Source organism: aff. Roholtiella sp. LEGE 12411 (assembly GCF_015206995.1).
Taxonomy (GTDB): domain Bacteria; phylum Cyanobacteriota; class Cyanobacteriia; order Cyanobacteriales; family Nostocaceae; genus Komarekiella.
In genome coordinates this window covers 35,822-62,188 of record NZ_JADEXR010000002.1, presented here as the reverse complement: position 1 = coordinate 62,188, position 26,367 = coordinate 35,822, and the positions used below count along the sequence as shown (strand labels likewise).

The window sequence follows — 26,367 nt, the reverse complement described above, 5'->3', positions numbered from 1 at the left end:
TAACTGTATATAATTTTCTCTATTCATTTGCACAGAATTTTATACTTGTATGAGAGATGACAGGAACGATTTTACAGTAAATATTGCAGATTATATAAATTAGATAATAACTGTGACTAAGCCAATCTACTCTCTAGTAATCCCAATTTATAACGAAGAAGAAAATATTACTGAAATGTATCGGCGTCTAATTAATGTCACAGCACAGTTAGATGGTGAAGTAGAATTGATTTTGATTGATGATGGTAGTCGCGATCGCTCTTTAAGTATGATTCGCGAACTCCACCATTGCGATCGTCGTGTACGTTATCTAAGTTTTGCTCGGAATTTTGGCCATCAAATCGCAGTCACAGCTGGTTTAAACTTTGTTCAAGGCAAAAGTATCATCGTCATGGATGCCGATCTCCAAGATCCTCCAGAACTAATTTTAAAGATGATTGAAAAATGGCAACAAGGCTACCAAGTAGTTTATGCCCAGCGTTTATCTCGCAAAAAGGAAAGCTGGCTAAAACGCTTCACTGCCTATGCCTTTTATCGCATTCTCCAGCGGTTAGCTAATGTAGAGATACCTGCTGATACAGGAGACTTCTGCTTGATGGATCGGCAAGTAGTAGATATTCTCAATGCAATGCCTGAGCGCAACCGCTACATTCGCGGCTTACGAGCTTGGATAGGGTTCCGTCAAACAGCCATACATTTTGAGCGAAACCCTCGTTTTGCTGGTAGAGTCAAGTATACCTTTGGTAAGTCTTGGGCTTTAGCAGTTGACGGAGTTATCTCATTTTCAACTGTTCCCTTAAGGCTAGCAACTTATATAGGATTGCTGTCAGCTGGTGTAGCCATCTTTATGATATTGCTAGTATTGTATTGGCGTTTATTTGATCCTGTATCTCCATTAATCGGCTTCACTTTAATTACAATTGCTATGTTGTTTTTAGGATCTGTTCAATTACTTTGTATTGGTATTTTAGGCGAGTACATTGGACGTATTTATGAAGAAGTAAAAGGTCGTCCTATCTATACTTTGAAGGAAACTGGGGGATTTACTAAAACATCGGAAATGCCAGATCAATAAGCTTGATATTTGTGTTGGAGCATTATTCTTGATCTAGCGCTCTCAAGTATACTGTTTTGTCTAGCTAATATTCTAGCAAGTATGTAAATGCCTTAACTTCCAAAGGGTGGCTTCTTGTCAGACAACACCTGATGATTTAGTTCGATTCACCTCCAGTCTGATTTATGAGGTTTTGTTAAGTAACTTTACATAAAATTTGACTCAAATTAGATGTATTTTTAAACACATAAATTCCAGCCTTATTTAGGATAATCATTAAAAAACCTGAAATTTCTATGATATATTTGATGCTGTAATAGCTATATAAAATAGCTAATGTAGTTTTAACATTTTTCTCGTAAAAATGCTGTCAACTACCGTATAAATACGGTAACATTATATATTTAATTGTACTATTAATAATGTATTGACCTCCTGAGCTTGAGGTAAATAGTAGTATACAAAAAGTTTGAAGTAATTTAGGCTGATATCTCAGCATCAAAAATCAAACGAACTGCTGATAAAATTATTTTTAGTGAATGAGTCAGAAGTATCTAAATTAACGAATAACTGCCCCTTGGCAATGAGAAACTATATTAAGTTGATTTGCGTCTATGTGTTTCCTAGAAGGCAAAAGGCAACATTCAGCAGGTTGAAAATTTAACTTTTTCTTAAAAAGGAAGCAATAGTCGTAGGCAGTAGAATATACATTAGCAAGAATAAACTGTTAGTTTCCTTAGATTCTTTCTAGGTAGTTACTCCGCTCCTTGTGATTAATTATATATATTAATCAAATAATTCACTAGCTTACCTCATTTGCTAAGGCACCAAACCGGAACGCTACTTGCTTCCGGATAGCCTGTCTACAAGCAATTAGCGAGTTAGATGAAAGACAAGAGTTATAAATTGACTCTTAGTAACATAGTTTGTTGAGATTAGGAATCATTCAATTACGCTCATTCCTTAACCTAGGTGGAAGTGTGCAAGTGCAAACCTTACCTCTTATGGGCGGTAGTTGAACCTAAATAGTACCAATTATTATATGGTCAGCGTACGTCCAAAGCCAAATAATTCAGGCTTCGATTAAACTTGTATAGTTTTGCTTTCCGATTTTTTAATTCCTGTTAATCCATACTCTATTTTTCATAATTATTAGATAGTAACTGCGTATCTGAGTATCTAGAAAAAATGTCCCATAACGTACCGTCGGAATCGTAATCGATGGTTTGACCCTTGAAGGAGCTATGAAGTGGAAAACAATAAGTCGTTTCTTTGGCCGGAAGGAATATTAATTGCATTGCTTGCCTTATGCGGAACTTTGAGCCTTGGTTTCATGATGCTTGTAAAACCAACTTCCTCTGAGGCTCAGAATAGACAGAATATATATGTAACCGATATAGCAGCAAAAATAGGTACTCAGCAGCGCATTGAGGGATTAAAAGCAGCCATGCTCACAAGTTGGCAGCAACAGGCGCAAGCAAAGGGACTTTCATACTCTGTACCATCGAGCTTTCAAGGAGTAATAATTAAGTCTGCAAAACTCACTCATGGTCAAAAAGTAATTGCCCTCACCTTTGATGACGGCCCTTGGCCTCAGACCACAGACCAAGTATTAGATATTCTCCAAGCAAATAATATTAAAGGGACATTTTTTGTTGTTGGGCAGAACCTGAAAAATTATCCAGAATTAGGGAAGCGAATTGTAACTGAGGGTCACGTCATTGCTAACCATACTTGGCATCACTGGTATCATTTCTTTAATCCACAAGCAGCAGCTTTTGAAATTGACCGGACGACAGACCTAATTTATCAAATTACAGGTGTTAAAACAACTCTGTTCCGACCTCCCGGTGGGATTCTACATAATGGATTAGTTGCTTATGCAAAAAACCAAAAATATACTGTAGTGATGTGGTCAGCTGACTCCATAGACTACAAGCTGCCAACTGTACCACACTTGATCAATAACGTAATCAAAGATTCAAAACCTGGTGGGATTGTATTAATGCATGATGGTGGTGGTAATCGTTCCAGAACCGTGCAAGCTTTGCCAGAAATTATTGGTAACTTTAGAAAGCAAGGCTACCGTTTTGTAACTATTCCAGAACTTTTAGAAATACAAGATACAGACCAAAAGTTGACTGCTAACAACAAAAAATAGTTATTAATTATAAGTTACTCATCAATACTTATTTGCTAACAATTAACAACTAACTTGCAATTCTGTTATTCCACACTACCGCCAGTTTTTCTGATAAAAGTCTATTTATGAACGATTACACTTCCTCAGCGTCATCGTTCATAAATAAATATAAATACTTATAAGACTACTTGCCACCAACCAAAAGCTGGGCCGATAAAACGGATAGTCACCCACGCAACAACCATAAGACCAATACCTATCCAGGCACCACGAGTAGTCCAAGCGACAAATAGTTCAGCTTGGGTTTTAGTGATGGGAACCCAAGACAAGAACCGAGTCTCTTGACCGTATTTTTCTCCAAGTGTGGTTTTACGACGCTTTGCTTCACCCATAATCGGCAATTCAAAATTTAAAATTCAATGTAGGTTCTAAGTTCATACTGGCAGATTTATTACTTGCACGACAGCCGTTGTAAATTTTATTGCTAGTGCAAGCTGATGAAACTTGGAATGTCCAATCAAACTGATAATAGCGCTTGCTATGAGACGATCGCGCTTCGGTTGACAAAACGTAAATAGTCGTTGGTCATCAGAAAAAAAGAAACAATCTGACAACTGTCGCTTACGCCGAATTTTCCTCACTATTATTAGAAAACAGACTTGGGTCAAGATAGTTAATACGTGCTAAAGGACTAAGGGCAGCAAGAATTTGAGCGCCATAACTACGGTTAACCACTCTACTATCAAGCAAAGCAACGATACCTTGACTTTCTCGCACCGGAGCGATCGCGCGTTGCAATTCATTCAAGGCAGCTGGCAATAAGAATAAACGAAACCAGTCTTGATGCGATCGCTTATAGTGAGCTACCCTACCAGCGACCAAAGGATTTTCCAAAGATGGCAGGGGCAAAGTAGCAATGATTAACAGCTGAGGTGCTGGCAAGACTGTTTGATGTTCTCGCCAAAATTCCCAACCAGTGACCAAAATACCATTTTCATCCAAACAAGTTTTTTCCACCTGCACCCGCGAACCAAACTCTGAGGCCAGAATCGCCCCTACCTGAGACTTGAGTGGCACATCTCCCACTAACACAACCGTTAATCCTGGTGATGTAGCACTTAGACAAACTAATGTGCGGACTTTGTGAATAAATGCCGCTTGAAATTCTGGCGTGTTAGGTAGGGGTAACTTATAGGGTACATACAGTTGAATTGCTTCCGCTTGGCTATCTGAAGAAAATTTTAAGCAAGTTAAATCGTCCAAACCCAAGCGCTCACGGAAAAGTGGAGCCTCTGTTTCCGACTCTAAAGCGCTGCCAATTAAAACCACAGGTTGATGCTGCCAAATGGGCGAAAGTATTTCCGCTAATTCGATTGGGGCGTAGTGCAAAGAAAATAAACCTTGACGACGGGCAATTGTCGCCCAGAACAGAGGAGGGGAGAAGGCCAGAGAAATATTTTCATTTATGTATTGAAATTGTTGCCAAAATTGTTTCCAGACATCAGGTATATCGGCTGACTCCAATACTAAATAAAGATGGCTTAAAATCTCTACTTCGGGCTGGGAAATTAGGTAGCACTCATAAGGATTAGTCGGATGCTGGAACAGTTCGTGTGTCAGTTGCACCCGTGCAGAGCGAATTGCTTCAGCTTGGTTTGGACAAGCGAGCATAAGTTGATCCCAGTCATGCGGTTGAATAGCTTGAGTCAGCTGATGACGTACCCAATCTTCCAGATCATCCACCCCATCAATTATTGTGGGAATACCGTGAGGAAAACGATCGCCCTCACTCAACTGACCTTTTAACCAGGCTTCTGGAGTAGTCAACAGTAGTCCTTGGAACTCACTACCAGGCCAGGCGTCACCTGTCCTAATCGGTTTGTTGGCTGGTAGCCACTGCTGTAGCCGAGGAATTTCCACTTGCAGCAGGCGTTGCTGCACTACTTCTTGAGCAACAATAATTACAGGCCCATGCCACATCAATGCTGATGCGACAAAACTAGTACGATAGCGCCCTTGATAACCACAAACTGCCCCTACTTGAATTAAGGCGCTACGTCCTAAGCGCAAGGCGCGTGCTACCAACCGTGCCATCGTCAAATGATGGGGCCAGGAAGGGAAACCCGCCTGCGATCGCAAAAAGTTATGTAGTGACAAATGAACTTCTGCCTCAATCACACGCTTTTAATCCCATACAAAGTGATTTTTACTTACAAAGCTCCATTTCTATTATCTTGTCTGCTTTGCAAGTCGAGGGTCAAAAGTCAAAAGTCCAGAGTAATTAATTTTGACTCTTGACCCTTGACTCTTGACTCTTAACCCTTGACCCTTGACCCCTGACCCTTAACCCTTAACCCTTGACCAAATCCCCGTAAATTATGCCAACTTACACAGGAATTTCCAGCGAAGCCTTCAGGCATCCACTGGATCGCCAAGCCGAGCAAGCTTTACGAAACTTACCAGGATTTGATTTAATCGCTCGTAAATTCGTGGAATTTGTCTACGAACGCCCTCAATTAGTCTATCTAATGGGCAACACCATCCAAGTTGGGCCGCGCCAATATTCCACTATTTACCAGATGTTTCGGGAATGTGTGCGGGATTTGGACATTTATCCAGAGCCAGCACTGTTTGTCTCACAAAATCCCCAAGCAAATAGCTATGCTTTGGGGCAAGAGAATCCTTACATAGTCATAAATACAGGGATACTAGACTTACTAGACGAAGCTGAGATTCGGGCGGTGCTGGCCCATGAACTGGGGCATATTAAATGTGGTCATACTATTTTAATTCAAATGGCGATGTGGGCGATGAGTGCTGCATCTGCCTTCGGGGAATTAACCTTTGGCATCGGAAATTTCCTGAGTCAGGGCTTGATTTATGCCTTTTTTGAATGGCGACGGAAAGCCGAGTTATCGTCAGATCGTGCTGCGCTGTTGGTGATGGATGACTTGAACCCGGTGATGTCTTTGATGATGAAAGTATCTGGCGGTAGTATCAAATACGCCAATGAATGTAGTTTACAGGAGTTTATTCGCCAGTCAGAAAGTTATCAAGCGCTGGATGAAGATGGACTGAATCAAGTGTACAAATTCTTGATGTACAGTGGCATACAAGGAACGATGCTGAGCCATCCTTTTGCTGTAGAACGCTTACACTATCTACGGCAATGGGCAGTATCAGAAGAATATCAGCAAATTCGCCGAGGAAATTATCAGCGATCGCCTGCTTCAGGAGCAGTAGATGTTGCAGCCCAGACTAGTGAAAACGAAGCTGAAACTTTGCGCCGTCAAATTGAAAAATTACAACAAGAAATTGAGAGAATGAAAAGGTCAGAGTGAGCTTGAATGCTGAGTAAATTTTGGTATGGTACGTTAAGGCTTGGCTTAAGTACCATACTAGACTGAAATTTAATTTAACAATTTCTCAATATGACAACTCACTTGACAAAACGGCTATTTGTCTTATCTACTATTCTTGGCATTTTCCTCTTCTTGCCTAGAATTACTTTGGCTGCGCCAGTCCAACTCTATGCCAATTCTGGTGCTATTTTTGCCCAAGCTGCTAACCCTGTAAAATACTCCACCTCAATTACTGAGATTAACCTGACTCCGCAACAACGCCAACAACTACAGGCTGTGCGTCAACGCAGGAACAGGGAAATTAATGCAGTCTTAAACTCCTCTCAACGTGCTCAACTTGCTCAAAAACTGCGCTCTGGAAATAATATCTATCAAGCTTTAGAAACACTGAAGTTGCAATCAAACCAGCAAGACCTTGTAAATGCGATCGTACAATTTACTAACTTGAAGATGAAAGAAATTTCAGGCATATAAATTATGCATTTCCTTTAGCGGCGATGTCTGACGACAAAACGCTTTGCGTCTGTGCATGGCATTCTGAAAGTAGCCTGCAAAGCGTAAATATCTCTGACTGCCAACTTTTGCAGCATCTATAATTAATCTTGCCCTATTTAGTTCGTTACTATGTCGGAAGAAGATATCCGTGCCGCCAGGCTGGAAAAAGTAGACCAGCTCAAGCAGCTAGGAACCAATCCCTACGCCTATCGTTGGGAATCTACCCATCATGCAGCGCAATTGCAAGAACAATTTGCCAATTTACCCAATGGTGAAGAAGTTGATTTAGAAGTTGCCATTGCTGGACGCATTATGGCGCGTCGCGTTTTCGGTAAACTGGCTTTCTTCACCTTGCAAGATGAAACCGGCACAATTCAGCTTTATTTAGATAAAAATCGCATCCAAGAAGGCATGACAGATATTGATGCCGATGCTTTTAATCATTTGAAACAACTTACAGATGCCGGCGACATCCTGGGAGCAAAAGGCACTATCAAACGGACTGAAAAGGGCGAGTTATCTGTCTACGTCAAACAATACACCATCCTCACTAAATCCCTTTTGCCCCTACCCGACAAGTGGCATGGATTAACGGATGTTGCTAAGCGCTACCGTCAGCGCTACATTGACTTGATTGTTAACCCGGAAGTGCGGCAAACTTTCCGCCGTCGTGCCCAAATTACTGCGGGTATTCGCCGTTATTTAGAACAGCAGGATTTTCTAGAAATTGAAACACCAGTTTTGCAAAGTGAAGCTGGAGGTGCAGATGCACGTCCATTCACCACCTACCACAACACCTTAGAAATGGAGTTGTATCTGCGAATTGCCACAGAACTCCATCTCAAACGGTTAATTGTGGGTGGTTTTGAAAAGGTGTTTGAATTGGGACGAATTTTTCGCAATGAGGGAATTTCGACTCGCCATAATCCTGAATTTACAACGATTGAAGTTTACCAAGCTTACGCCGACTACAATGATATGATGGTGCTAACTGAGGGGATTATTACCACTGTTGCCCAAGATGTACTCGGCACATTGCAAATCACCTACCAAGGGGAACCTATAGATTTAACACCACCTTGGCGACGGGTAACAATGCACGATTTAGTCAAAGAATTTACACGCTTAGATTTCAATTCTTTCCAAACATTGGAAGAAGCAAAAACAGCAAGCAAAAATGCTAGTATTCCTGGTGTAGATGAAGCCAAATCAATTGGTAAGTTACTGAATTTAGCTTTTGAAGAAAAGGTAGAAGCTAATTTAATTCAACCTACCTTTGTAATTGATTACCCTGTAGAAATTTCGCCTTTAGCAAAGCCCCACCGTTCTAAGCCTGGCTTAGTGGAGAGATTTGAGTTATTTATAGTGGGGCGCGAGACTGCTAACAGCTTTTCAGAACTTACCGATCCCATCGACCAAAGAGAGCGCTTAGAAGCACAAGCACAGAGAAAAGCCGCTGGTGATTTGGAAGCGCAAGGTGTAGATGAGGATTTTCTGACTGCTCTTGAGTATGGAATGCCACCTACAGGTGGTTTAGGTATTGGGATTGATCGGTTAGTAATGTTATTAACTGATTGTGCCAGTATTCGAGATGCGATCGCCTTCCCTCTACTGAAGCCTGAAAGCAGCGTGATTAAGGAATTTAGCTATGATCCAACAACTCAAACACTGACTGTTGAATTTGATAGTGGAAGTGTTTACGAGTATTTCAAAGTACCTCCCAGTGTCAAGGAAGACTTAGACAATGCACCGTCCAAAGGTCAATACTTTAACAAGTTGATTAAAGGGAAATTTAAGTATGAACAATTGAGTTGAGGCAGTAAGTGCCATTCAACAGTGGGGTGCGTTATGGTTTTGCCTAACGCACCATTTTTATGACTAATTTGCAACTTCAGCCAGTTCAACAACACGTCCTTCATAATCCTTAACCAAAAAATTCAGGGGCTTCTGATTACGAATCTTGAACTTCAAGCCGCGTGTTTCAACTCGCATTAAAATCATTTCCAGGCAGTCACGCTCAAAGCAAACGTGGCGTTGCTGATTTTTGCTGCCTAAACTAGCACCAGTAATAACGTGTAGCTGGGTGTTTTTCTTCAATTGATACCACAGCCCATCGTTGGCATTATTCATCATTCTGCCTGACAAAGTGGGACTTGTGGACATATAAAGTGGATCAATCCCAGTTGCGCCGAGAGTTTGTTCGTAGTTGTAGTAGTAATGTAAGGGCACATCTGCTGCTGGTAAATCTAGCAGACCTTCATACAGTTGTCGTGCAATCTCCAAATCCGACACCATAACGGTGTGTACTTTTGGGGCACTAGTAAGGAACATCCACATGGCTCCAGCATACGCCGCCAGCAGTATTACCATAATGCCTTGGGTAGAGAACAAGCTATCCAAGGGCAGGGAAGGTAAAAAAGAGCCTAAAGTAACAGGATTAAACAGGAACGATATCACACTAGCTGCTATAACCATGAACAAATCAAGGATTGTATAAGGGAATCGCTTTTTATGATTGTCGATTAAGACTAAAATTAAGTCTTTGTTTTTAGTTTATCAATACTCAACTAATGTGAGTCTCAGCTATAAACTGAGCAACACCAAGATATTATGCTTTTAACTACGAGGCTATGAGCCTCAAAGATATTTTAACAACTATCAACCGAAAGGCTTGTGCAAATTCCTCATTTTCCTGAAGCTAATCACCCACTAGTTAAATCGCTGTTTCATCACAGTGACCATGAATTGCTGACTCTGTTTCAGCGCTATCCAGAGGCAGGCAAGTACTTTACAGTGATTTTTTGCCGTTATAGCCCAATAGTGTATACCTTGATTCGGCATTCGGCGCGATCGCCTGTGCAGGCAGATTATCTGTTTGCTCTTACTTGGCGTCACATCTACTACGAACTCGGTGGACTAAATTTAACCAGCGCTCAATCAGCCGAAGAAGCTTTAACCATTCAAAATTGGTTGATTAATATGACAGCTTTCTGTATTAACGAGATTAAATTACCACCCACAGAAGCAATTCATTATTCTCTCCAGGCGACTTCTCCGCCACTATGGTGCTATGTAGAACAAGCATTAGACCAACTAAAACCAGTTTTGCGATTAATTGTGTTGATGGCTCAAACTTTTCACTGGAGCGAAACTAGAATCGCTGCTTATCTACAAGCCGAAGGAGAAGCGATCGCCCCTATTGAAGTAGCAAATTTTCTCCAAGAAGGCTATCGTATGCTAGAAGACAAATTACCTGTAGATATCCGCGCAATTTACTTTAGCGAGGATTTAGGTAAATCCTGATTTACGTATAAACGCGTATGCTAATTGTCTTTATTTAGAAACTTAAAACTTTTTCTTAAACCTTCTACTTAAACCCGAAATTTCAGGGATAAGTTTTATGAAACAACGGCATGTATTCCTAGGGCAGACCATTTTGGATTTAGAGCCAACCCGACGCTATGGTTTGTGGATTTTGGCTGTTACCCATGCCTTACGCCAGGTTGACAAATTCAAGTTTTGCAGCTTTTATTTACTGTTTACTTTTTTGCTTAGTCCTATAGCAGCAGGCGCAGTTGATATTACCCAACAACTCCACCGCCCTTTAAATAGTTCGGTTGGGCGACAATCGAGAGATGAAGCGGACAGTTTGCTGCGTATCGCTGAACAACAATACGCTTCAGGATATGCTGATAAAGCAATTGCGTCATGCTTGCGGGCGCAGCAAATATATCACTCAATTGGCGATTTTAAAGCACAAGGTCTGACTTATAATTTGCTTGCTAAGGCTTATGTACAGTTAGGTAGTTTCAAAGAAGCGGATAATGCCTTACGGCGAGGTTTAGCGATCGCTCGTGATACTAAAGACTTTCAATCTCAGATTTTTGTGCTCAATAACATCGCTACATATTTGCTGCAACAAGGGGAGTTTGCTGCTGCTGGTAAAACTGTTGAGGAAGCACTTTCAATTGCTCATGATGTCAAAAATATTGAAGGAGAAGGATTATCTTTGAGCAATTTGGGATTAGTAACTGCCAGATTAGGAGATTATAATAAAGCGATTAAACTTTATGAAAATGCTTTAATTTTTCGCCGTCAAACTGGCGATGCTATCGGTGAAGCAAATACCCTGAATAATTTGGGTGATGCCTACTTAGCATCTGGAAATTATCTAGATACGATTGGCACTTATGGGGCAGCAATGCGGATAGCAAAAACTAAGAGCGATCGCACTAACCAATTACGATCAATTGATGGCTTAGTTACAGCTCACAGTGCTGTAAAACGCTATGAGCGTGCCTTTGACTTGCTAGAACAGCGCTTAACACTTGCTAACGAACTACAAAGTCTACAAGAAGAGTTAAACTCGTTTGAGTCCTATGCTCAGTTGTACGAGCAATTAGGTAATTACCCAACTGCTCGCAATTTTTACGAAAGGGCGATTACACTGGCGCGGAATTTGGAAGACAGTAAGCGGGAGGTGTTTTTACTGGATAAGCTGGCTAAAATTCAGAAGCGTTAAGGTGATTTAAGAGCTTTAGATTCTCGACTTCTTAGAAAAGTCGAGAATCTTATTGTTTGTCTAACTAATTCAACAACACTGCGCCGTTTTGTTGAATCCGCATCGTACCTCTATCTTTGCCAATATCAGTTGCTTCGTTCAGTCTCAGTTCTAACATTCCTGGCTCAGAAAAGGCCTGGGGAGTCGCTTTTAATAGTCCGCCATCTTCTCGTTGGAACGTCACTGTTACTGGCGCACTTAGACCTTGCAGCATCACATCTGATTTACCTTTTAGCGATCGCGCTGCTGTATCGCCAATTACTTCATAAGTTACATTAGCCGCAGTGTCGTTTACTAACCTGATATTAAGTTTACCATTCGCTAGTGCGATCGTGGTGCTAGGGGCTTGTTGTTCAGGTGCTGGTGGTTGAGTCGTAGTCGGAACCTGTGGGTTAACTGAGACTCCTTGTTCAGCTACTGATGATTGGGCGGTAGGTGGGTTAACTGAGACTCCTTGTTCAGCAGCTGATGACTGGATTCTTCTAGTTGGAACCTGTGGGTTAACTGAGACTCCTTGTTCAGCAGCTGATGATTGGGTAGTAGTTGTAACCTGTGGACTAACTGGGACTCCTTGTTCGGGTGCTGGTGGTTGAGTCGTAGTTGGAATTCCCTGGCTGGAAGTTATTCCTTGTGCTTGTCGTTGTTGGGTGAAAGCATTTGGAGGGCATCCCTGCGGTACCAAAATCCTACTGTTATGTGGTTCTTCGTAGAAAATTTTTGGACAAGGGTTGACTTTGGGAGTTGATTGCTGTGGCTGTGCTAATGCTGCTTGAGGAATTGCTGACAAGCTAATCAGTAATCCCCCACAAATAGTGCCAAATAACTCAGCCGATTTATGTAACTTTAGATATTTATTCATTTTTTACCTCCTGGAAAATATATTTAAACCTGCTTTACAGTACTTTGCTTAATTGCAACTGCTGTTAAGCAAAGTGAAAACTCATCTACTTTTGTCTGCTGTACTCAGGCATCATTGTTACTTATAAGTATAAAATTATGATTAATTTTAAATTAATAATTAAATAAGAAGTTTTATCTCATACGATACAGATGAGAAAAGATGATTTACAAGTATATCTTTCACTCGTCAGCAGCGGGTAAATAAATCAAGAGTTATAGTTAAGAGTTAAGAATTATTTCCTAACTCCTAACTGAAAACTTTATTAAGCTTCTTCCCAAAGTTGACGAACTCTATCAGGCAACCAGCTAGCAATTTCTTGGATTCGTTCTGAGGACAATTCGTCTTTAGTAGCAGAAAACACGGCCTTAACCACTTGTTCGCGGTCTACATTTGGTGGCATTCCACCTTCATTTGCTACCCGAAATAAAAAGCGATCGCTATCAATTTTAAAGATACCAGGGCCTTGCCAAGGTGGACGCACTCGGCTCAGGAATCCCACAATCGGATTTGTATCATGCCACAGGTCTGCAATTTCCATTTGCAGCGATTTATCATCGGTGATTTCAGCTGGTTTGTGCAGTTCCTCTTCAACCCGATCAGCAGCTTCGGTAGTCATCAAGTCGCGCATTACCCGGAATACTAATTCGGTTAAGTCCCTAGCATCGTAAAGATCTGCTAAACCACTCTTAGCCTTAACCTTTTCTAAAAAAACTGTATCTTTTTCTTCTATGGGAACTGGTGGCATCTAAACCCTCCGAAATACTTTTATAAATGCGTCATAGCTGAAAAATTTTGTCAAATTAAACTCGCAGTTTGGATGACTACTTACTAAAAATAATCATGGCAGTAGGGATATCAAACTGTTAAAAGTTAAATTTGTAAGTTAATTTTTCAACCTTTGCAGTATAAATTAATGTCTAAACCTAAACGTCAGCATCTATCACAGGAAACAATTATGTAATTAAAAATTTAAGACTCAAGAGTTATTGGTAAAGTGACGATGAATGTAGTGCCCTTTCCAAGTGTGCTTTCAACTTGAATTTGACCTTGATGATGTTCGACAATAGCTTGAGCGATCGCTAATCCCAATCCCGAACCAGTAGCGCTTTCTGTAGCTGTATTCCCAGTAGTATGGGTACGTGCCGGATCTACCCGATAAAAGCGGTCAAATAAGTGTGGTAGCGCCTCTCTTGGAATTCCAATCCCGGTATCACTGATCTTAATTTGCAACTGGGCACTGGTGTAACGTAGTCCAGATATCCGATTTATTCCCTCGATACGCGCCAATTCCACATTCACCCGTCCACCAGCAGAAGTGTAGCGCAAAGCGTTACTAATCAAATTTGTGAACAACCGCACCAACTGGTTCCAATTACCAAAAAATGTAAACCAACTGTCAAGTGATTCAGGGCTGGTTTCTTGGGCGGACGGATCAATTAAGTTTAAAGAAAGGGTAATTGCTTGTTCAACAGCTAATAGTTGTTGTTCTTCCACCACTTCTATCAGCAAAGCGTCAAGCGGACAATGTGAAAAGGTATCTTTGGTAATACCGCTATCTTGCCGTGCTAGAAACAGTAAGTCATTAACTAACTTACCCAAACGCTGTGTTAAGCGTTCCACCACTTTTAACTGTTGCCGATAGTGTAAAGAAGTAGTGGTTTGTGCCTCCGCTAACTCCAAGTCAGCAAGGGCAACCTGCACATTAGTTTGAATCAAAGTAATAGGACTTCTGAGTTCGTGAGAAGCATCAGCAGTAAATTGTTTTAGACGTTGGTAAGACTCGCCGACTGGTTCCATTGCTTTACCTGAGAGAAACCAACCACTTGCACCTACGGAAAGCAGCATTAACCCAATACCTAGGGCTAAATCAAAAATTAACTGACGACTGGGTTTAGTAACTTCAAACCAGGGATGGCTAACACGCAGATATCCCAATACCTGCCGTCCAACTTCTACACGCTGTGTTATTTGTCGTAATAACAGTGGAGAGTGGGGAGTAGCAAGTTTATTCCCTTCCCATCTTTCTTGTTTGATTACACGTACAGTTTCACCTGTACGGTTGGCATGAATGGGAATATTTAGAGGTTCAGATAGAGTTGACCAAAGTAATTCACCAGTTGAACTGAACCATTCTAAATCGATGTGATCATCTTCTACGGTGTCAGCGTTATCACGAAAACTGGCTTCTATATTAATGTGGAATTTGTCAGCATTAGAATTGACTGGCTCAATTATGAACGCTCTCTCTACTATTTCCACCACATGGTTAAGGGTGTCATCAATCCGCTCAACCAGCGTACTACGGACATATAAATATACGCCACTGGCAAATAGTAGTAGTAACACGGCTGTGACGGCAGTGTACCAGAGGGCAAGACGGCGACGAGTAGCTTGAAACATATTTTTTACTTGACTATTTCTACTAGGAACCGCTTTGGGGTTGAGTAGTTAAAATCAAGAGGCGGTGGGTGCATTCCAGCAGGCTCTACAACTTAACCCAGAGTACACGGAAGCTTACAGTAAATTAGGAGTAGCCTGTAATTTTGAGTTCTTGCCAGGAAATTGAGCAAGAGGGCGATCGCTTGCTTGATGAATTGCAAGCGTTAGACAGGTGAAGAAATCACGCTCAGATATCCGGTTGGTGTTGCTTCAGCATTTTGTTGTTTATATTTACTCACTTATCAGTTCATAGTTACGTTCTCTTCATCCCCTATTTAATTTACTATGTTTATATTCTCCAGCTAAATGGGCTACATCTGCCTCACACTAAGTCATCATGGCAAAATCCAAAAAGAGCGCGACCCCCATCAATCTGAGTGACCCACAATATTATATAAATCGAGAGTTAAGCTGGTTAGAGTTTAATAGCAGGGTATTGCATGAAGCCTGCGACCAGCGATCGCCCCTTCTCGAACGGCTCAAGTTTCTGGCAATCTTCAGCTCCAATTTGGATGAGTTTTTCATGGTGCGCGTTGCAGGCTTAAAGCAACAGGTAGAAGCAAAAGTTAGTCAGTTAACCCCCGATGGTCGCACGCCTCAACAACAGCTAGACGATATTAGGTCTACCCTCAGTCCTCAAATAACGAAACAGCACCAACATTTTGAGCAAGTACTTCGACCGCTGCTAGCAAATCACGGCGTCCATATCCTGAATTACATAGATTTAAATCAGAAACAGCGGACTCATCTGGAGGGCTATTTTGAGGAACAAGTCTTTCCGGTCTTGACTCCCCTTGCTGTTGACCCTAGCCATCCCTTTCCTTTTATTTCCAATCTCAGTCTGAATTTAGCAGTTCTAGTCAAAAATCCAGATACCGAAGAAGAATTCTTTGCCAGAGTTAAAGTCCCCAACGTTCTGCCGCGATTTTTACCTATACCGACAGAGTTAGGAGATAAATACAATGGACAAACTGTGCATTGGACTGGAGTACCCTTGGAACAGGCGATCGCCCATAATTTAGAATCCCTATTTCCAGGCATGAATATTCTTGAATATCATCCCTTCCGCATCACCCGTGACGCTGACTTGGTGCTAGAAGAAGATGAAGCAGATGACCTGTTGTTAGCCATAGAACAGGAATTGCGAAAACGGCGCATGGGTGGGAGTCCAGTCCGACTAGAAATTCAATCCCAGACTCCGGAACCAGTGCGATCGCGATTATTGCAAGATTTGGAATTAACAGAAAACGATATTTACGAAGTAGACGGTCTTTTGGGACTACGGGATTTGATGTACTTTATGGCATTGCCACTGCCGGAACTCAAAGACCCACCACGACAATCTGTTGTACCATTGCGCCTACAAAGGCTGAGGGAACCAAGTTTAGACCCGGATGTTGTCGAAGTAGACGAAGGAAAAGACTTTTTTGCTGTAATTCGGGAAAAGGATTTGCTAGTACACCATCCCTATCAATCCTTTTCGGCAACAGTGGTGCGCTTTATTACCCACGCTGCCCATGACCCGAATGTGTTAGCAATCAAGATGACTCTTTACCGGACTTCCGGGGACTCGCCCATAGTCAATGCTTTAATTGCGGCTGCTGAAAATGGTAAACAGGTGTCTGTACTAGTGGAATTAAAGGCTCGGTTTGATGAAGAAAATAATATTTACTGGGCAAGACGACTAGAAAGAGTCGGAGTTCATGTTGTCTATGGTTTAGTGGGATTGAAAACCCATAGTAAAACCATCTTAGTGGTGCGACGGGAAAAAGACCGGATGCGTCGCTATATACATATTGGCACTGGGAACTATAACCAGAAAACAGCAAGACTATATACAGATTTGGGATTGTTCAGTTGCCGTGAAGAATTGGGTGCTGACATCACAGATCTATTTAACTTCTTGACAGGCTACTCTCTGCAAAAGTCTTATCGAGAGTTACTAGTTGCACCTGTGAATATGCGCGATCGCTTTTTAGCACTAATTCACCGCGAAATCGAAAATGTTCAAAATGGATTTTCTGGACGTATCGTTGCCAAAATGAACGCCCTAGTCGATCCACAAATTATTGCCACTTTATATGAAGCTTCCCGCGCTGGAGTGCAAATTGACCTAATTATCAGAGGCGTTTGCTGTTTACGCCCAGGACTCAAAGACATTAGTGAGAATATTCACATAATCAGCATTGTCGGTCGCTTTTTAGAACACTCTCGTATTTATTATTTTTATAACAACGGACAGGAAGAAATTTATATCGGCAGTGCTGACTGGATGCGCCGTAATCTAGATCGCCGAGTAGAAGTAATTACCCCAGTGAAAGACCCAGATATTGCTAAAGATTTGCAAGAAGTTATGGGAATTATGTTGGCAGATAACCGTCAAGCTTGGGAGTTACAACCCGATGGCAGTTACATCCAGCGACGTCCTGGTGATCATTGTCCAGAAGCTAATTCACAAAAAACTCTGATGAATATGGCATTACGTTCAATTGGCATAACCTCAAACCTAATTGATTAAAAAACAAGTTGTTTCTACCTTGACAACTAGCTCAACTTGGTTTTTTTTAGAAAACTTTAATTTTTTCGGGTGATCTAAATTATTTATCATGGTTATACACAAGTTATTCAACCATAGGATAGAGTTAGGGCTGGCACTTGTTCCCATAAACTATAAAAATTACTGCACGTAGTTTTTATATTTCCCTGGAATGTTAATGTTGTCCTGTGAGCTTTCTACCTTGCGCGTTTTAGTAGTTGATGATCACGAATTAACTCGTTTAACCTTACAATTGGTTTTTTCTGGTCAAGAAAATATTCAAGTAGTAGGTTTAGCTAGTAATGGTGAAGAAGCTATAGAAATGGTTAAACGTTATCATCCTGATGTGATTATTCTAGATTTACAGATGCCCGTCATGGATGGTTGGAGTGCGTCTGGTCATATTAAAGCTATATCTCCAAATACTCAAATTCTTGCTTATTCCTCGGTGGAAGATATAAATATTCAGGAAACAACAGCAATGCCTAGTTTTGATAATTTTTGCAAAAAAGATGTGTCCACAACTGAACTCATTGCTTTAGTCAGGCAATTAGGTCAGCGTGCAGGAGATGGTTCCGTTGCAGGATAAATGGCTTGGAAAATCTAGGCATAGCTAAATTCTGGGGATTTGGGAATTATTTATACATTATTGAGTAGCGTCGGTAGAGCCGTAAGACGGTTACACCGACGCTATTTATTATCCGGGATAGTGCCTAATTGGACTTAATTATCTTCTGTTTGTGTTTGCGGAATAGTACGTCTAAATTCATCAATTAACTCGTCCAGTTCATCTAGAGCTTGATCTACGTCAATTTTTAATGTTCCTAGGTTTGGTTGCTCCAGCAGATTCAGCAGGTACTCGCGTTTACTTTGTACTATCGCAATTCGTTCTTTTAACGTCTGTATATCCATTATTTACTTCCAAACTTTGACTACCCTCAAGTTTAAAGTTAACTCAAAATCCAACCCTCTGGGCGCTGAACTTTCTAGTAGTTTGAGCTAACACCTTCCCTAATCTGTTACTCATAGCCGATGATAATAAAACTGAGGTATTAAGAATTTATAGTAATCTAAGCTCATGCTACGCCAAATTTCTTTGGGAACACTCGGTTTGACTATCGGCAGCATATTAACCATCATCGGCTTTGTCGCCTACGCTGTGAATAATGCCACGCTTAACCTTGTAGGATTTTTTTACGGTATTCCTCTATTGTTGGGTGGGCTGGCGCTCAAAGCTAATGAACTCAAGCCCATACCCTTTAGTCAAATTACAACACCGTCGATATTAATGCTGCGCGAGCAGCAAGCAACTGTTACTCAAAATAAAATCCGCAAAGACATTACTCGATATTGCTATGGTCAAGATGCTCATCTAGATACGGCACTTTCTTTTTTAGGACTGAGTCCTACGGATGAAGAACGACCTATAGTTACAGGGTTACGAGAAACGGAAGTCAATGGGTCTTATATCTTGATTTTAGAATTTGATTCGCCTCTGATCCAAATTGATATGTGGCAAAAAAAGCAGGAAAAAATGACTAGTTTTTTTGGGCCAGGAGTAAAGGTTGAAATTACACAGCCAGATGAAAAAAAAATTGAACTGGCGCTGATTACTACTCAAAAAGAGTCAATAGTCAATAGTCAATAGTCAATAGTCAATAGTTACGAATGCTGCCAATTGACTGTTACTTCAAAAATTACTTTTCTAAGCGAACTGCATACCACTGCAAATATTGTCCAGGCCCAATATCTAACTCGCAACTAGTGTCGAGTAAATATTGGGCTTGGGCTTCCACAGCATCAAACTTTTGTAAATCTGGCGGCAAATCTTGAAAGTTTAGTTGTCGAATAATTTTTTTGAGCTTTTTTAATAACTCTGATGCTGTAAGAAATTGTTCTGGTTGGTTTGTTTCTAGAACGACAAAAACATCCTGTTGATACATTAATGGATCTGGCATATAAAAAAATTGGTAAATGTAAATAGATTTTGATTTTGCGCTTGTAGTTGTTTTTGTGTACTAATAGGACTGTTTTATATGTCTTTCAGCTTGTAGAATGGGCATTGCAATGCCCATTCTACTGTGCTTTATCCTTATGAAATCCGCTATATATGTCTTTTCGTAAGTAATTATAGTCTTATAAGTAAAATATATTAATTTTCATTTAGCATTTTTATATTTTAGATTATTTTAACTACCAAATTGGGATAAAAAAGCAGCCTATCTTATTTACCCTAGATATGTATATCTTATTGAAGATAATTAAGGATTTTTACTTAGTCTATTAACCCTATAATCAATCGAGAACAAAGTTACACTTTCAGTCTTGTCTTCATTTTATGTAACTATCCTAAACGCTGATACCTTTTACAAATCCTCTGAGTGAGTACAGCCAGCTTAGTCCCAGCAGTAACATTTAGTATTAGCTACTGTTTGTAGCGGTGTGGTATTTGCTTTGCCCTATTTTATTTGGGTTCAGAAATTCCTAGATAACTAAATAATTAAGCTGGACATTTAAAGTTTTCAAGAAAATTGCCAAATAATTACATTTCACTTTACCGCTGGGGAAAGATAAAACTAACGTTCATTACCATAACCATGATTGAAAAAAAGCAAAAACTGCCTTTGCATTCTAAATATATTGTCTGTGAAACCTAGTCATCTGGAGCTTGCTTAGCTCAATTGTTTTGAGCAGTCTATTGTCAGAAAAAAGGTATTTGTGAAGCAAGACATACCTTTTCTACAAGTTTTAACATTTATGAGGAATAAATAACCTTTATGCGATCGCAGCACAGCTTATTTTTAGGATAGTTCCGAAAGTTACTAATTTCACACATCACACATTTGTTGTTCACATCTGTTCTGCTAAATTGACCGTCAAGTGGGAATCTGATAGCTGCAATAAAACTACTGCTCATAGGCAATTTGGTTATGGAGGCAAGGTTTTTCCTGGCTTACCTCTACTCAATACTTTCATTTTCTGTGGAACGCAACTCATGTCAGGCATAAGCCCATTTCCTCTTTCTAAGCAACCTCCTGTGATTCTAGTGGCTGATGATGACAAGACCATCCGACTACTGTTGCGTAAAGCTATGGAAAAAGATGGCTATCGAGTAGTCGAGGTTTCTGATGGTAAGCAGTGTTTAGATGCTTACGAGACTGTTAAACCAGATATAGTTTTGCTAGATGCTATAATGCCAGAAATGGATGGCTTTACATGCTGTAAGCAGTTGCTCCAGATTGCCAGAAATAATTTGATATCGGCACTCGCAACATTTGATACTGATTCTGCTCTTGGTAGTACGGTTATTTCCAAGTTATGGGAGCGTACTCCTATATTGATGATTACCAGTTTAAATGATGAAGAGTCCGTAGACCGTGCCTTTGAAGCAGGGGCAACAGATTACATCACCAAGCCAATTCACTGGCCAGTATTGCGCCAGCGGTTGCGACGACTGTTGCAACAAGCGCAAGTATACAAGCAATTAGAGGCAGCAAACCAAGCTTTGCAGCACCTGGCAAACGTAGATGGCTTAACTGGATTGGCTAATCGTCGTCGCTTTGACGATTATCTTAATACTCAATGGATTAATCTAGCACAGGAAGAATCTCCCCTATCGCTGATCTTGTGTGATATAGACTTTTTTAAATTTTATAATGATAAATATGGACATCCTGCTGGAGATGTTTGCTTACAACAGGTGGGTGCTGTTTTAAATCGGAAGGCGCAAAAATATCAAGATTTACTAGCGCGTTATGGCGGCGAAGAATTTGCTGTGATTATGCCAAACACCCATGCTGCCGGTGCGTTTCATGTTGCCACGGCAATGCAAGCAGGAGTCAGAGATTTACAAATTGTTCATGACGGATCTGCCGTTAGTCAGTATGTAACTTTGAGTATGGGGGTGGCAACTGTTATTCCCACTTGGGAATCTTCACCTTCCGATTTAATTGTGAGTGCAGATAAGGCACTTTACCGAGCAAAAGCAGAGGGGCGCGATCGCATTGTCTCAAGCTAATTTCAATTATCCTTTGTCAGACTTACTCTCGACTAAGATGGGTAAACTGGCAATGTGAAGTGGAACCATGCTCCGCCATAGGGAGCAGTGTCTACCCAAATTTGACCGTAATGTGACCTGATAATCCGTTGGCATAAACAAAGACCAATGCCATAACCTTCTGTGCCTTCATCGCGTTGCAGGCGGAAGTGATTTTCAAAGATGCGATCGCAATTTTCTACAGGAATACCAGGGCCAGAGTCGCCAATACTGAACTGAACTTTTTGGGTAGTACGGTGCAGTCCAGCAATGCTTATTTTCCCCCCTTCTGGGGTATATTTAATGGCATTGTCTAACAGATTCATCAATACTTGTCGTATACGTTCTGGATCGGCATAGACACAGGGTAAGTCTTTGGGGATATCTGTGTCTATATTTTGGGATTTGGCGGTGTAGCGATCGCGCAATTCCTCCAATACATCCAGGCAAATTTTGCCTAACTCTACCTTTTGTGGTATGATTGGTAGCTCAGTGTCGTTACCACGACCTACGTGCAAAAGGTCAGTAATCATTCGGTCAATAGTTTTAGTCTGACTGCGGGCTTGCTTTAATAAATGCACCGTCATGGCTGGTTTGAGGCGCACAAACTCACCTGTATCTAAATTGTAGTTAGATTGGAGAGTTTCAATAGCGATCGCGGCAGCAGTTAGCGGATTGCGGAGATCGTGTGCCAACATTGCTATCACCCGGTCTTTAAACTGTAGCTGCTCCTGGAGCTTATCTTTTTCCTGCTTCAAGCTAAAAATTTCGTCTGAAAGTCTTATCAATTCAGCGGAAACAGCAACTGAGGCGATTGTAGATTTAGGTGATGTCGCCCGACTATTTTCCTCTACACGTTCTTGTAAATCCTCCTGTAATTTTAAGTAAGCATCTACAGCAATTTGCCAGCGAGGCCACCAGTTTTTCAATTGGGCAATTATATTACTCCCTGCTAAAACCTGCCGGGGTTCCGGGTGGATTTTGATTAAAGCTGGTGTTGCTACCAATTTAAAGTGTTCAGCCAAGTAGGGTTGTTGCCCGACATCAATGATTTCAAGTTCAAAACTATACTCAGCCTGCAATTCTTTTAAGTAAGCACGTATTCGTTGTACCTGTTGTCGGGACTTTGGGCGTCCATCAACAAACAGTAACAGATGGAGTGGAGCCTCAGAATAAATAGGCTGATCCTGGGAAACTGGCATGTATTCGTGTTTCAGCACTGGTAACAACCCGGCGACGCTTACGGAAAGTAAAATGGACTAACGGTTGTCGATGGTCGTTCTTTGTTCTCAATTTAATATCTATTTTAGATTCTTCATACTCTTATCCGATCTGCGTTTTTGACATCAACATATCTTTATGCACCTTGAGAGTTGATTTCTCCATAAGCATTTCCCCTTAGCCAAACTTAGTACTGAGCTACCGAAGTTCAGAACAGCAAAAGCCGATATAAACTTTTGTGACCAACCATTCAGTACTCTTGACCGCTTTGCCTATGACCTCGATTCCCAAGAACTGCAAACTCACGCTAAGTTCCTGGAATTGCCTAAAACTGGCATTTTCCGCGTATCGCCTTATTCAGCTTACCATTCTCAGATGAATAGTCTCCAGAATCGACTGCAAGCCAGTCTTAGAAAACGTTGTCCATTTCCCTCATTGGATGAGGCTAAGGGGGGATTTACTCTCAGTCTATCACTTTAGGTAGTTGGCGATCGCTTCTAGTTAGTTTACTAAGCATTAGATGACAGCTACACCGTTCTTTGGCAAGTTTTCAATCAGTTTTCGCATCCCATGAAGATTTAAAGAACCCTACCTTAATCACCAAAACCTCATAACTTATGCCTGGCGAGTCTTTTAGGCTTAGTTATAATTTTTTCTGTAAATGTTACTTTGCCAGAATTTTAGGGAACTCTATAAATAAGCATGGGGATTATCAAAACCTAATGGCTGTAGACAAAAGACAATACGGTAGCAAAAGCTACCGTTTACTCATTTTTTTAGAGATCACTTTATCCGTAGGGAAAATTTTTGAGTATAACTGAGGCTACTTACTTACGCAAACTAGACAAGTATTAATCAACCTAAGTATAAACCTCCAATCCACTAATGCCCAGGGAGCTAAATTAAATCATTAAACTTAACATTATTAATAAAAATATCTAAATAGTCGATTTACGCATGAAGCTTTTAATTCAGCACCGTCATTCTGAGAACGAAATTGCTGGTGTTTTAACTTATATTTATTCTATTATCCCAGAACTTGAAACTAGGGGAATTGAAATTAAAACTATTTCCACCAAACAAGACAATTTGATGAAATGGTTGAACCATATTGTTTGGGCTGATATAGTTCACATGAATTCAAATAACTTAGTTTTTGCACTGTTATGCAAAGCGTTGGGTAAAAAAATAGTTATTAAATATCATTATTCTTTTTATCATACGACGCATATTAATTATGAGACGATGACATTTGGCAAACGGTTGCAAGCAGAATTAAAACACACATTACCTAAAGCTAACTATCCTTTAAAGTGGAAATTGCACACTGCCGTAAAATGGATGCGACTAGCTATCCGGCTTTCTACTGCACTAATAGCTGACTATCATACAGCTTGTAGTAATTTTTTGGCCGAATCTAGTGCCTTTCCTTGGTCAGTGGAGACTTTATATAATCCCATAGAAATTAACAAAAAAAACCAGCAAAAGCATCTAAAACTATTATCTAATCCATACAAATTTGTTTTTCTAGGCAGATTAGATGGAAGTAAGGGAGTTGATATTTTATTAAAAGCAGTACGAATTTTGCAAGAAGAGAATCATGAGTTTGAAGTTTTAATAATTGGTAATGGAATACAAGCTAGTGAATTGAAACAGCTAGCATCTGATTTAGGGATTTTAAGCTACGTTAGTTTTTTGGGTAAACTTCCTAATCAAGAAGCACTTGTAAAAGTTCAGGATGCGCTAGCTTTGGCCGCTCCTTCTCGCTGGCAAGAACCAGCAGGTTACGTAGTGCTAGAAGCCTCTAGCGTTCAAACCTGCTCCATTGTCTCAAAAATGGGAGGATTGCCAGAAGTTGCTGGACCACACAGCCTGTTTTTTGAAAATGAAGATGCAGAAGGATTAGCTAGCTGTATGAGGTACTGCTTGAATAATCCAGATGAAGCAATTAAACGAGGCTTCCAGTCCAGTCAATATGTCGCCGAGAACTTTTCTCCAGCCCGTGCTGCTACTCAATTACTGGAAATTTGTTGCAAACTCAGTCCTAAGGTATTAGCAAAAACTTATAGATAGGCAAATTAAATTTCGACAGTCTGCGCTAGGGTAGGAATTGAAACTCAATGTGTGATTTCCTGTGCTTCCCTGTAAACGTCCAGCTGTATTTCTGAGTTTAGCTGTTTTACTCACTTCGTTAACAGCCTGTGCTAACAGTCCAACTGCCAAAAATATTGAGCAGTCTTTGGCCGCAGATCAGCAGCTCCAAAACAATCCTGTTTTTGGGGAAGCTAAAGGTAACGAACCACAAGCACAGCAAAACGAATCAACGGTTCAGTTACCGACTGATTTTCCCAAAGATATCCCGTTATATCCCAATGCCAAGCTACAGGAAGTCACACCTGCTAATGGCTCAGAAAACAGAATATCAAGTCGCTGGCTAAGTTCTGATCCCAGCAATTTTATTGCCGATTTTTATCGCAGCCAATTTCAGACAAACAATTGGCAGATTTTGCAACAGCCAACAGATGAAGCTGGAGGTACTTTTGAAGCACGTCGCAACGATTTGCTGTTGAAGGTTTCCATTCAGGCGCAATCAGTCACCAACGCCACACCCAATCAACCTCAAACAGCCACTGAATTACGGATTGAGTACGTACCAAATAGTACAGCAACGCTACAACCTACAAATCCTAACGAAACTACTAACGACATTCCCAAACCAGCAGATCCACAGTTCATTGGGCCAGTGTCACCCACAAATCTGGCAGTGCAACCAGGAAACACGTCTAGTAGTAAAACAACTCCGACAGATACGTCTGAATCTCAGAAATTCAACGATCTCAATAAAGTACCACAAGAATGGCAGCAACATGTACAAGATTTAGCTGCATTAGGTGTTTTGTCTATAGAATCACAGCCTACTAAGAGTGATATCGCCACAACTAACCAGTTTCAACCTGGTAAAATCGTCAGCCGTCGGGAATACGCTCGTTGGCTAGTTGCTGCTAATAATGCCATGTATGATAGCAATCCAGCTAAGCAAATTCGTTTAGCATCAGAAAGCACTCAATCAGCTTTCAGTGATGTGTCGGCAAAAGACCCTGATTTTCCATTAATTCAGGGATTAGCCGAAGCTGGGTTAATTCCTAGTGCCTTATCTGGAGATTCTACAACGGTTTTGTTTCGTCCTGATGCACCCCTAACACGGGAGCAATTGGTGCTGTGGAAATTACCCCTGGATACTCGCCAAGCTTTACCCTCTGCCAATTTAGATGCGGTTAAACAAACCTGGGGTTTTCAGGATGCTGGAAAAATTGACCCCAAGGCTTTAAGAGCAGTTTTAGCTGATTTCCAGAATGGTGAACAATCAAATATTCGGCGGGTATTTGGCTATACGACGCTGTTTCAACCCAAAAAGCCAGTAAATCGCGCTGAAGCTGCTGCGGCTTTGTGGTACTTTGGGACTCAGGGTGAGGGTGTATCGGCTGCTGAAGCTTTGAAGTTAAAGCGATCGCCAACCTAAGTCTTTTTCCTATGCGTACCTAACTTTGCCACAAGGGTTAAAAATTCTATTAATCTTGGCAGTAAAACTAATCAAAAATTTCTCCAAATTAATTTTTCA

Annotated in this window: 23 protein-coding genes; 14 read left to right on the top strand and 9 right to left on the bottom strand. The window is 40.8% G+C overall.

The features are described 5' to 3' along the window. Positions 1 to 112: 112 nt before the first annotated feature. Together IQ246_RS01035 and IQ246_RS01030 are read left to right on the top strand one after the other, a co-directional pair. A complete protein-coding gene (locus IQ246_RS01035) occupies positions 113 to 1,075 on the top strand; it encodes a glycosyltransferase family 2 protein (RefSeq protein ID WP_193999296.1) in 963 nt (320 codons plus the stop codon). Between the two features lie 1,228 nt (positions 1,076 to 2,303). Then, entirely contained in the window at positions 2,304 to 3,215 is a 912-nt protein-coding gene (locus IQ246_RS01030) for a polysaccharide deacetylase family protein (protein WP_193999295.1), read from the top strand. A 158-nt stretch (positions 3,216 to 3,373) separates the two neighbouring features. Here the strand turns inward: IQ246_RS01030 and IQ246_RS01025 are convergent, their stop codons facing one another. Further along, positions 3,374 to 3,589 (bottom strand): DUF2839 domain-containing protein, encoded by a 216-nt coding sequence (locus IQ246_RS01025; protein WP_193999294.1) that lies wholly within the window; start codon positions 3,587 to 3,589, stop codon positions 3,374 to 3,376. Between the two features lie 229 nt (positions 3,590 to 3,818). Then, positions 3,819 to 5,375 (bottom strand): ATP-dependent DNA helicase, encoded by a 1,557-nt coding sequence (locus IQ246_RS01020; protein ID WP_193999293.1) that lies wholly within the window; start codon positions 5,373 to 5,375, stop codon positions 3,819 to 3,821. A gap of 200 nt (positions 5,376 to 5,575) precedes the next feature. Here IQ246_RS01020 and IQ246_RS01015 point away from each other — a divergent pair, with 200 nt between their 5' ends. From IQ246_RS01015 to lysS, 3 genes are all read left to right on the top strand, one after another. Beyond that, complete coding sequence (locus tag IQ246_RS01015; protein ID WP_193999292.1) at positions 5,576 to 6,538, top strand: M48 family metallopeptidase; 963 nt, start codon at positions 5,576 to 5,578, stop codon at positions 6,536 to 6,538. A 90-nt stretch (positions 6,539 to 6,628) separates the two neighbouring features. Next, the gene (locus IQ246_RS01010; RefSeq protein WP_193999291.1) at positions 6,629 to 7,033 is read left to right on the top strand and encodes a hypothetical protein; all 405 of its coding nucleotides are present in this window, start codon (positions 6,629 to 6,631) and stop codon (positions 7,031 to 7,033) included. A 150-nt stretch (positions 7,034 to 7,183) separates the two neighbouring features. Beyond that, the gene (gene lysS, locus IQ246_RS01005) at positions 7,184 to 8,869 is read left to right on the top strand and encodes a lysine--tRNA ligase (RefSeq protein WP_193999289.1); all 1,686 of its coding nucleotides are present in this window, start codon (positions 7,184 to 7,186) and stop codon (positions 8,867 to 8,869) included. A 63-nt stretch (positions 8,870 to 8,932) separates the two neighbouring features. On the opposite strand, the gene IQ246_RS01000 is transcribed toward lysS, so the two are convergent. Further along, positions 8,933 to 9,529, bottom strand: coding sequence for a glyoxalase-like domain protein (locus tag IQ246_RS01000; RefSeq protein WP_193999287.1), 597 nt, complete (start codon positions 9,527 to 9,529; stop codon positions 8,933 to 8,935). A 198-nt stretch (positions 9,530 to 9,727) separates the two neighbouring features. Here IQ246_RS01000 and IQ246_RS00995 point away from each other — a divergent pair, with 198 nt between their 5' ends. Both IQ246_RS00995 and IQ246_RS00990 read left to right on the top strand, forming a co-directional pair. Then, complete coding sequence (locus IQ246_RS00995; RefSeq protein ID WP_193999285.1) at positions 9,728 to 10,357, top strand: sigma-70 family RNA polymerase sigma factor; 630 nt, start codon at positions 9,728 to 9,730, stop codon at positions 10,355 to 10,357. Positions 10,358 to 10,454: 97 nt separating this feature from the next. Next, the gene (locus IQ246_RS00990; RefSeq protein WP_193999283.1) at positions 10,455 to 11,576 is read left to right on the top strand and encodes a lipopolysaccharide assembly protein LapB; all 1,122 of its coding nucleotides are present in this window, start codon (positions 10,455 to 10,457) and stop codon (positions 11,574 to 11,576) included. A 64-nt stretch (positions 11,577 to 11,640) separates the two neighbouring features. On the opposite strand, the gene IQ246_RS00985 is transcribed toward IQ246_RS00990, so the two are convergent. The 3 genes from IQ246_RS00985 to IQ246_RS00975 form a co-directional block, all read right to left on the bottom strand. Then, entirely contained in the window at positions 11,641 to 12,474 is an 834-nt protein-coding gene (locus IQ246_RS00985) for a hypothetical protein (RefSeq protein WP_193999281.1), read from the bottom strand. A 304-nt stretch (positions 12,475 to 12,778) separates the two neighbouring features. Next, positions 12,779 to 13,261 carry a DUF2267 domain-containing protein gene (locus IQ246_RS00980; protein ID WP_193999279.1) on the bottom strand — a complete coding sequence of 161 codons (483 nt, stop codon included), beginning with the start codon at positions 13,259 to 13,261 and terminating at the stop codon, positions 12,779 to 12,781. A 224-nt stretch (positions 13,262 to 13,485) separates the two neighbouring features. Then, entirely contained in the window at positions 13,486 to 14,916 is a 1,431-nt protein-coding gene (locus tag IQ246_RS00975) for a cell wall metabolism sensor histidine kinase WalK (RefSeq protein ID WP_193999277.1), read from the bottom strand. A gap of 64 nt (positions 14,917 to 14,980) precedes the next feature. Here IQ246_RS00975 and IQ246_RS31150 point away from each other — a divergent pair, with 64 nt between their 5' ends. The 3 genes from IQ246_RS31150 (at position 14,981) to IQ246_RS00960 (ending at position 18,080) form a co-directional block, all read left to right on the top strand. Next, complete coding sequence (locus tag IQ246_RS31150; RefSeq protein ID WP_193999275.1) at positions 14,981 to 15,082, top strand: hypothetical protein; 102 nt, start codon at positions 14,981 to 14,983, stop codon at positions 15,080 to 15,082. 210 nt (positions 15,083 to 15,292) lie between these two features. Then, positions 15,293 to 17,473 (top strand): polyphosphate kinase 1, encoded by a 2,181-nt coding sequence (gene ppk1, locus IQ246_RS00965; protein ID WP_193999273.1) that lies wholly within the window; start codon positions 15,293 to 15,295, stop codon positions 17,471 to 17,473. A 190-nt stretch (positions 17,474 to 17,663) separates the two neighbouring features. Continuing rightward, positions 17,664 to 18,080 (top strand): response regulator transcription factor, encoded by a 417-nt coding sequence (locus IQ246_RS00960; protein ID WP_193999271.1) that lies wholly within the window; start codon positions 17,664 to 17,666, stop codon positions 18,078 to 18,080. A 134-nt stretch (positions 18,081 to 18,214) separates the two neighbouring features. Here IQ246_RS00960 and IQ246_RS30085 read toward each other — a convergent pair whose 3' ends face one another. Beyond that, positions 18,215 to 18,403, bottom strand: a complete 189-nt coding sequence (locus tag IQ246_RS30085) for a hypothetical protein (protein ID WP_244141893.1) — start codon at positions 18,401 to 18,403, stop codon at positions 18,215 to 18,217. Between the two features lie 166 nt (positions 18,404 to 18,569). Here IQ246_RS30085 and IQ246_RS00950 point away from each other — a divergent pair, with 166 nt between their 5' ends. Then, complete coding sequence (locus IQ246_RS00950; RefSeq protein WP_193999269.1) at positions 18,570 to 19,139, top strand: DUF2854 domain-containing protein; 570 nt, start codon at positions 18,570 to 18,572, stop codon at positions 19,137 to 19,139. Positions 19,140 to 19,188: 49 nt separating this feature from the next. On the opposite strand, the gene IQ246_RS00945 is transcribed toward IQ246_RS00950, so the two are convergent. Next, entirely contained in the window at positions 19,189 to 19,449 is a 261-nt protein-coding gene (locus IQ246_RS00945) for a chlororespiratory reduction protein 7 (RefSeq protein WP_193999267.1), read from the bottom strand. Positions 19,450 to 20,486: 1,037 nt separating this feature from the next. Here IQ246_RS00945 and IQ246_RS00940 point away from each other — a divergent pair. Beyond that, positions 20,487 to 21,509, top strand: coding sequence for a PleD family two-component system response regulator (locus IQ246_RS00940; RefSeq protein ID WP_193999265.1), 1,023 nt, complete (start codon positions 20,487 to 20,489; stop codon positions 21,507 to 21,509). 32 nt (positions 21,510 to 21,541) lie between these two features. On the opposite strand, the gene IQ246_RS00935 is transcribed toward IQ246_RS00940, so the two are convergent. After that, positions 21,542 to 22,747 (bottom strand): histidine kinase, encoded by a 1,206-nt coding sequence (locus tag IQ246_RS00935; RefSeq protein ID WP_193999263.1) that lies wholly within the window; start codon positions 22,745 to 22,747, stop codon positions 21,542 to 21,544. Between the two features lie 958 nt (positions 22,748 to 23,705). Between IQ246_RS00935 and IQ246_RS00930 the strand changes: the two genes are divergently transcribed. Both IQ246_RS00930 and IQ246_RS00925 read left to right on the top strand, forming a co-directional pair. Beyond that, entirely contained in the window at positions 23,706 to 24,821 is a 1,116-nt protein-coding gene (locus tag IQ246_RS00930) for a glycosyltransferase family 4 protein (RefSeq protein WP_193999261.1), read from the top strand. Positions 24,822 to 24,882: 61 nt separating this feature from the next. After that, complete coding sequence (locus IQ246_RS00925) at positions 24,883 to 26,268, top strand: S-layer homology domain-containing protein (protein ID WP_193999259.1); 1,386 nt, start codon at positions 24,883 to 24,885, stop codon at positions 26,266 to 26,268. Positions 26,269 to 26,367: the final 99 nt, after the last annotated feature.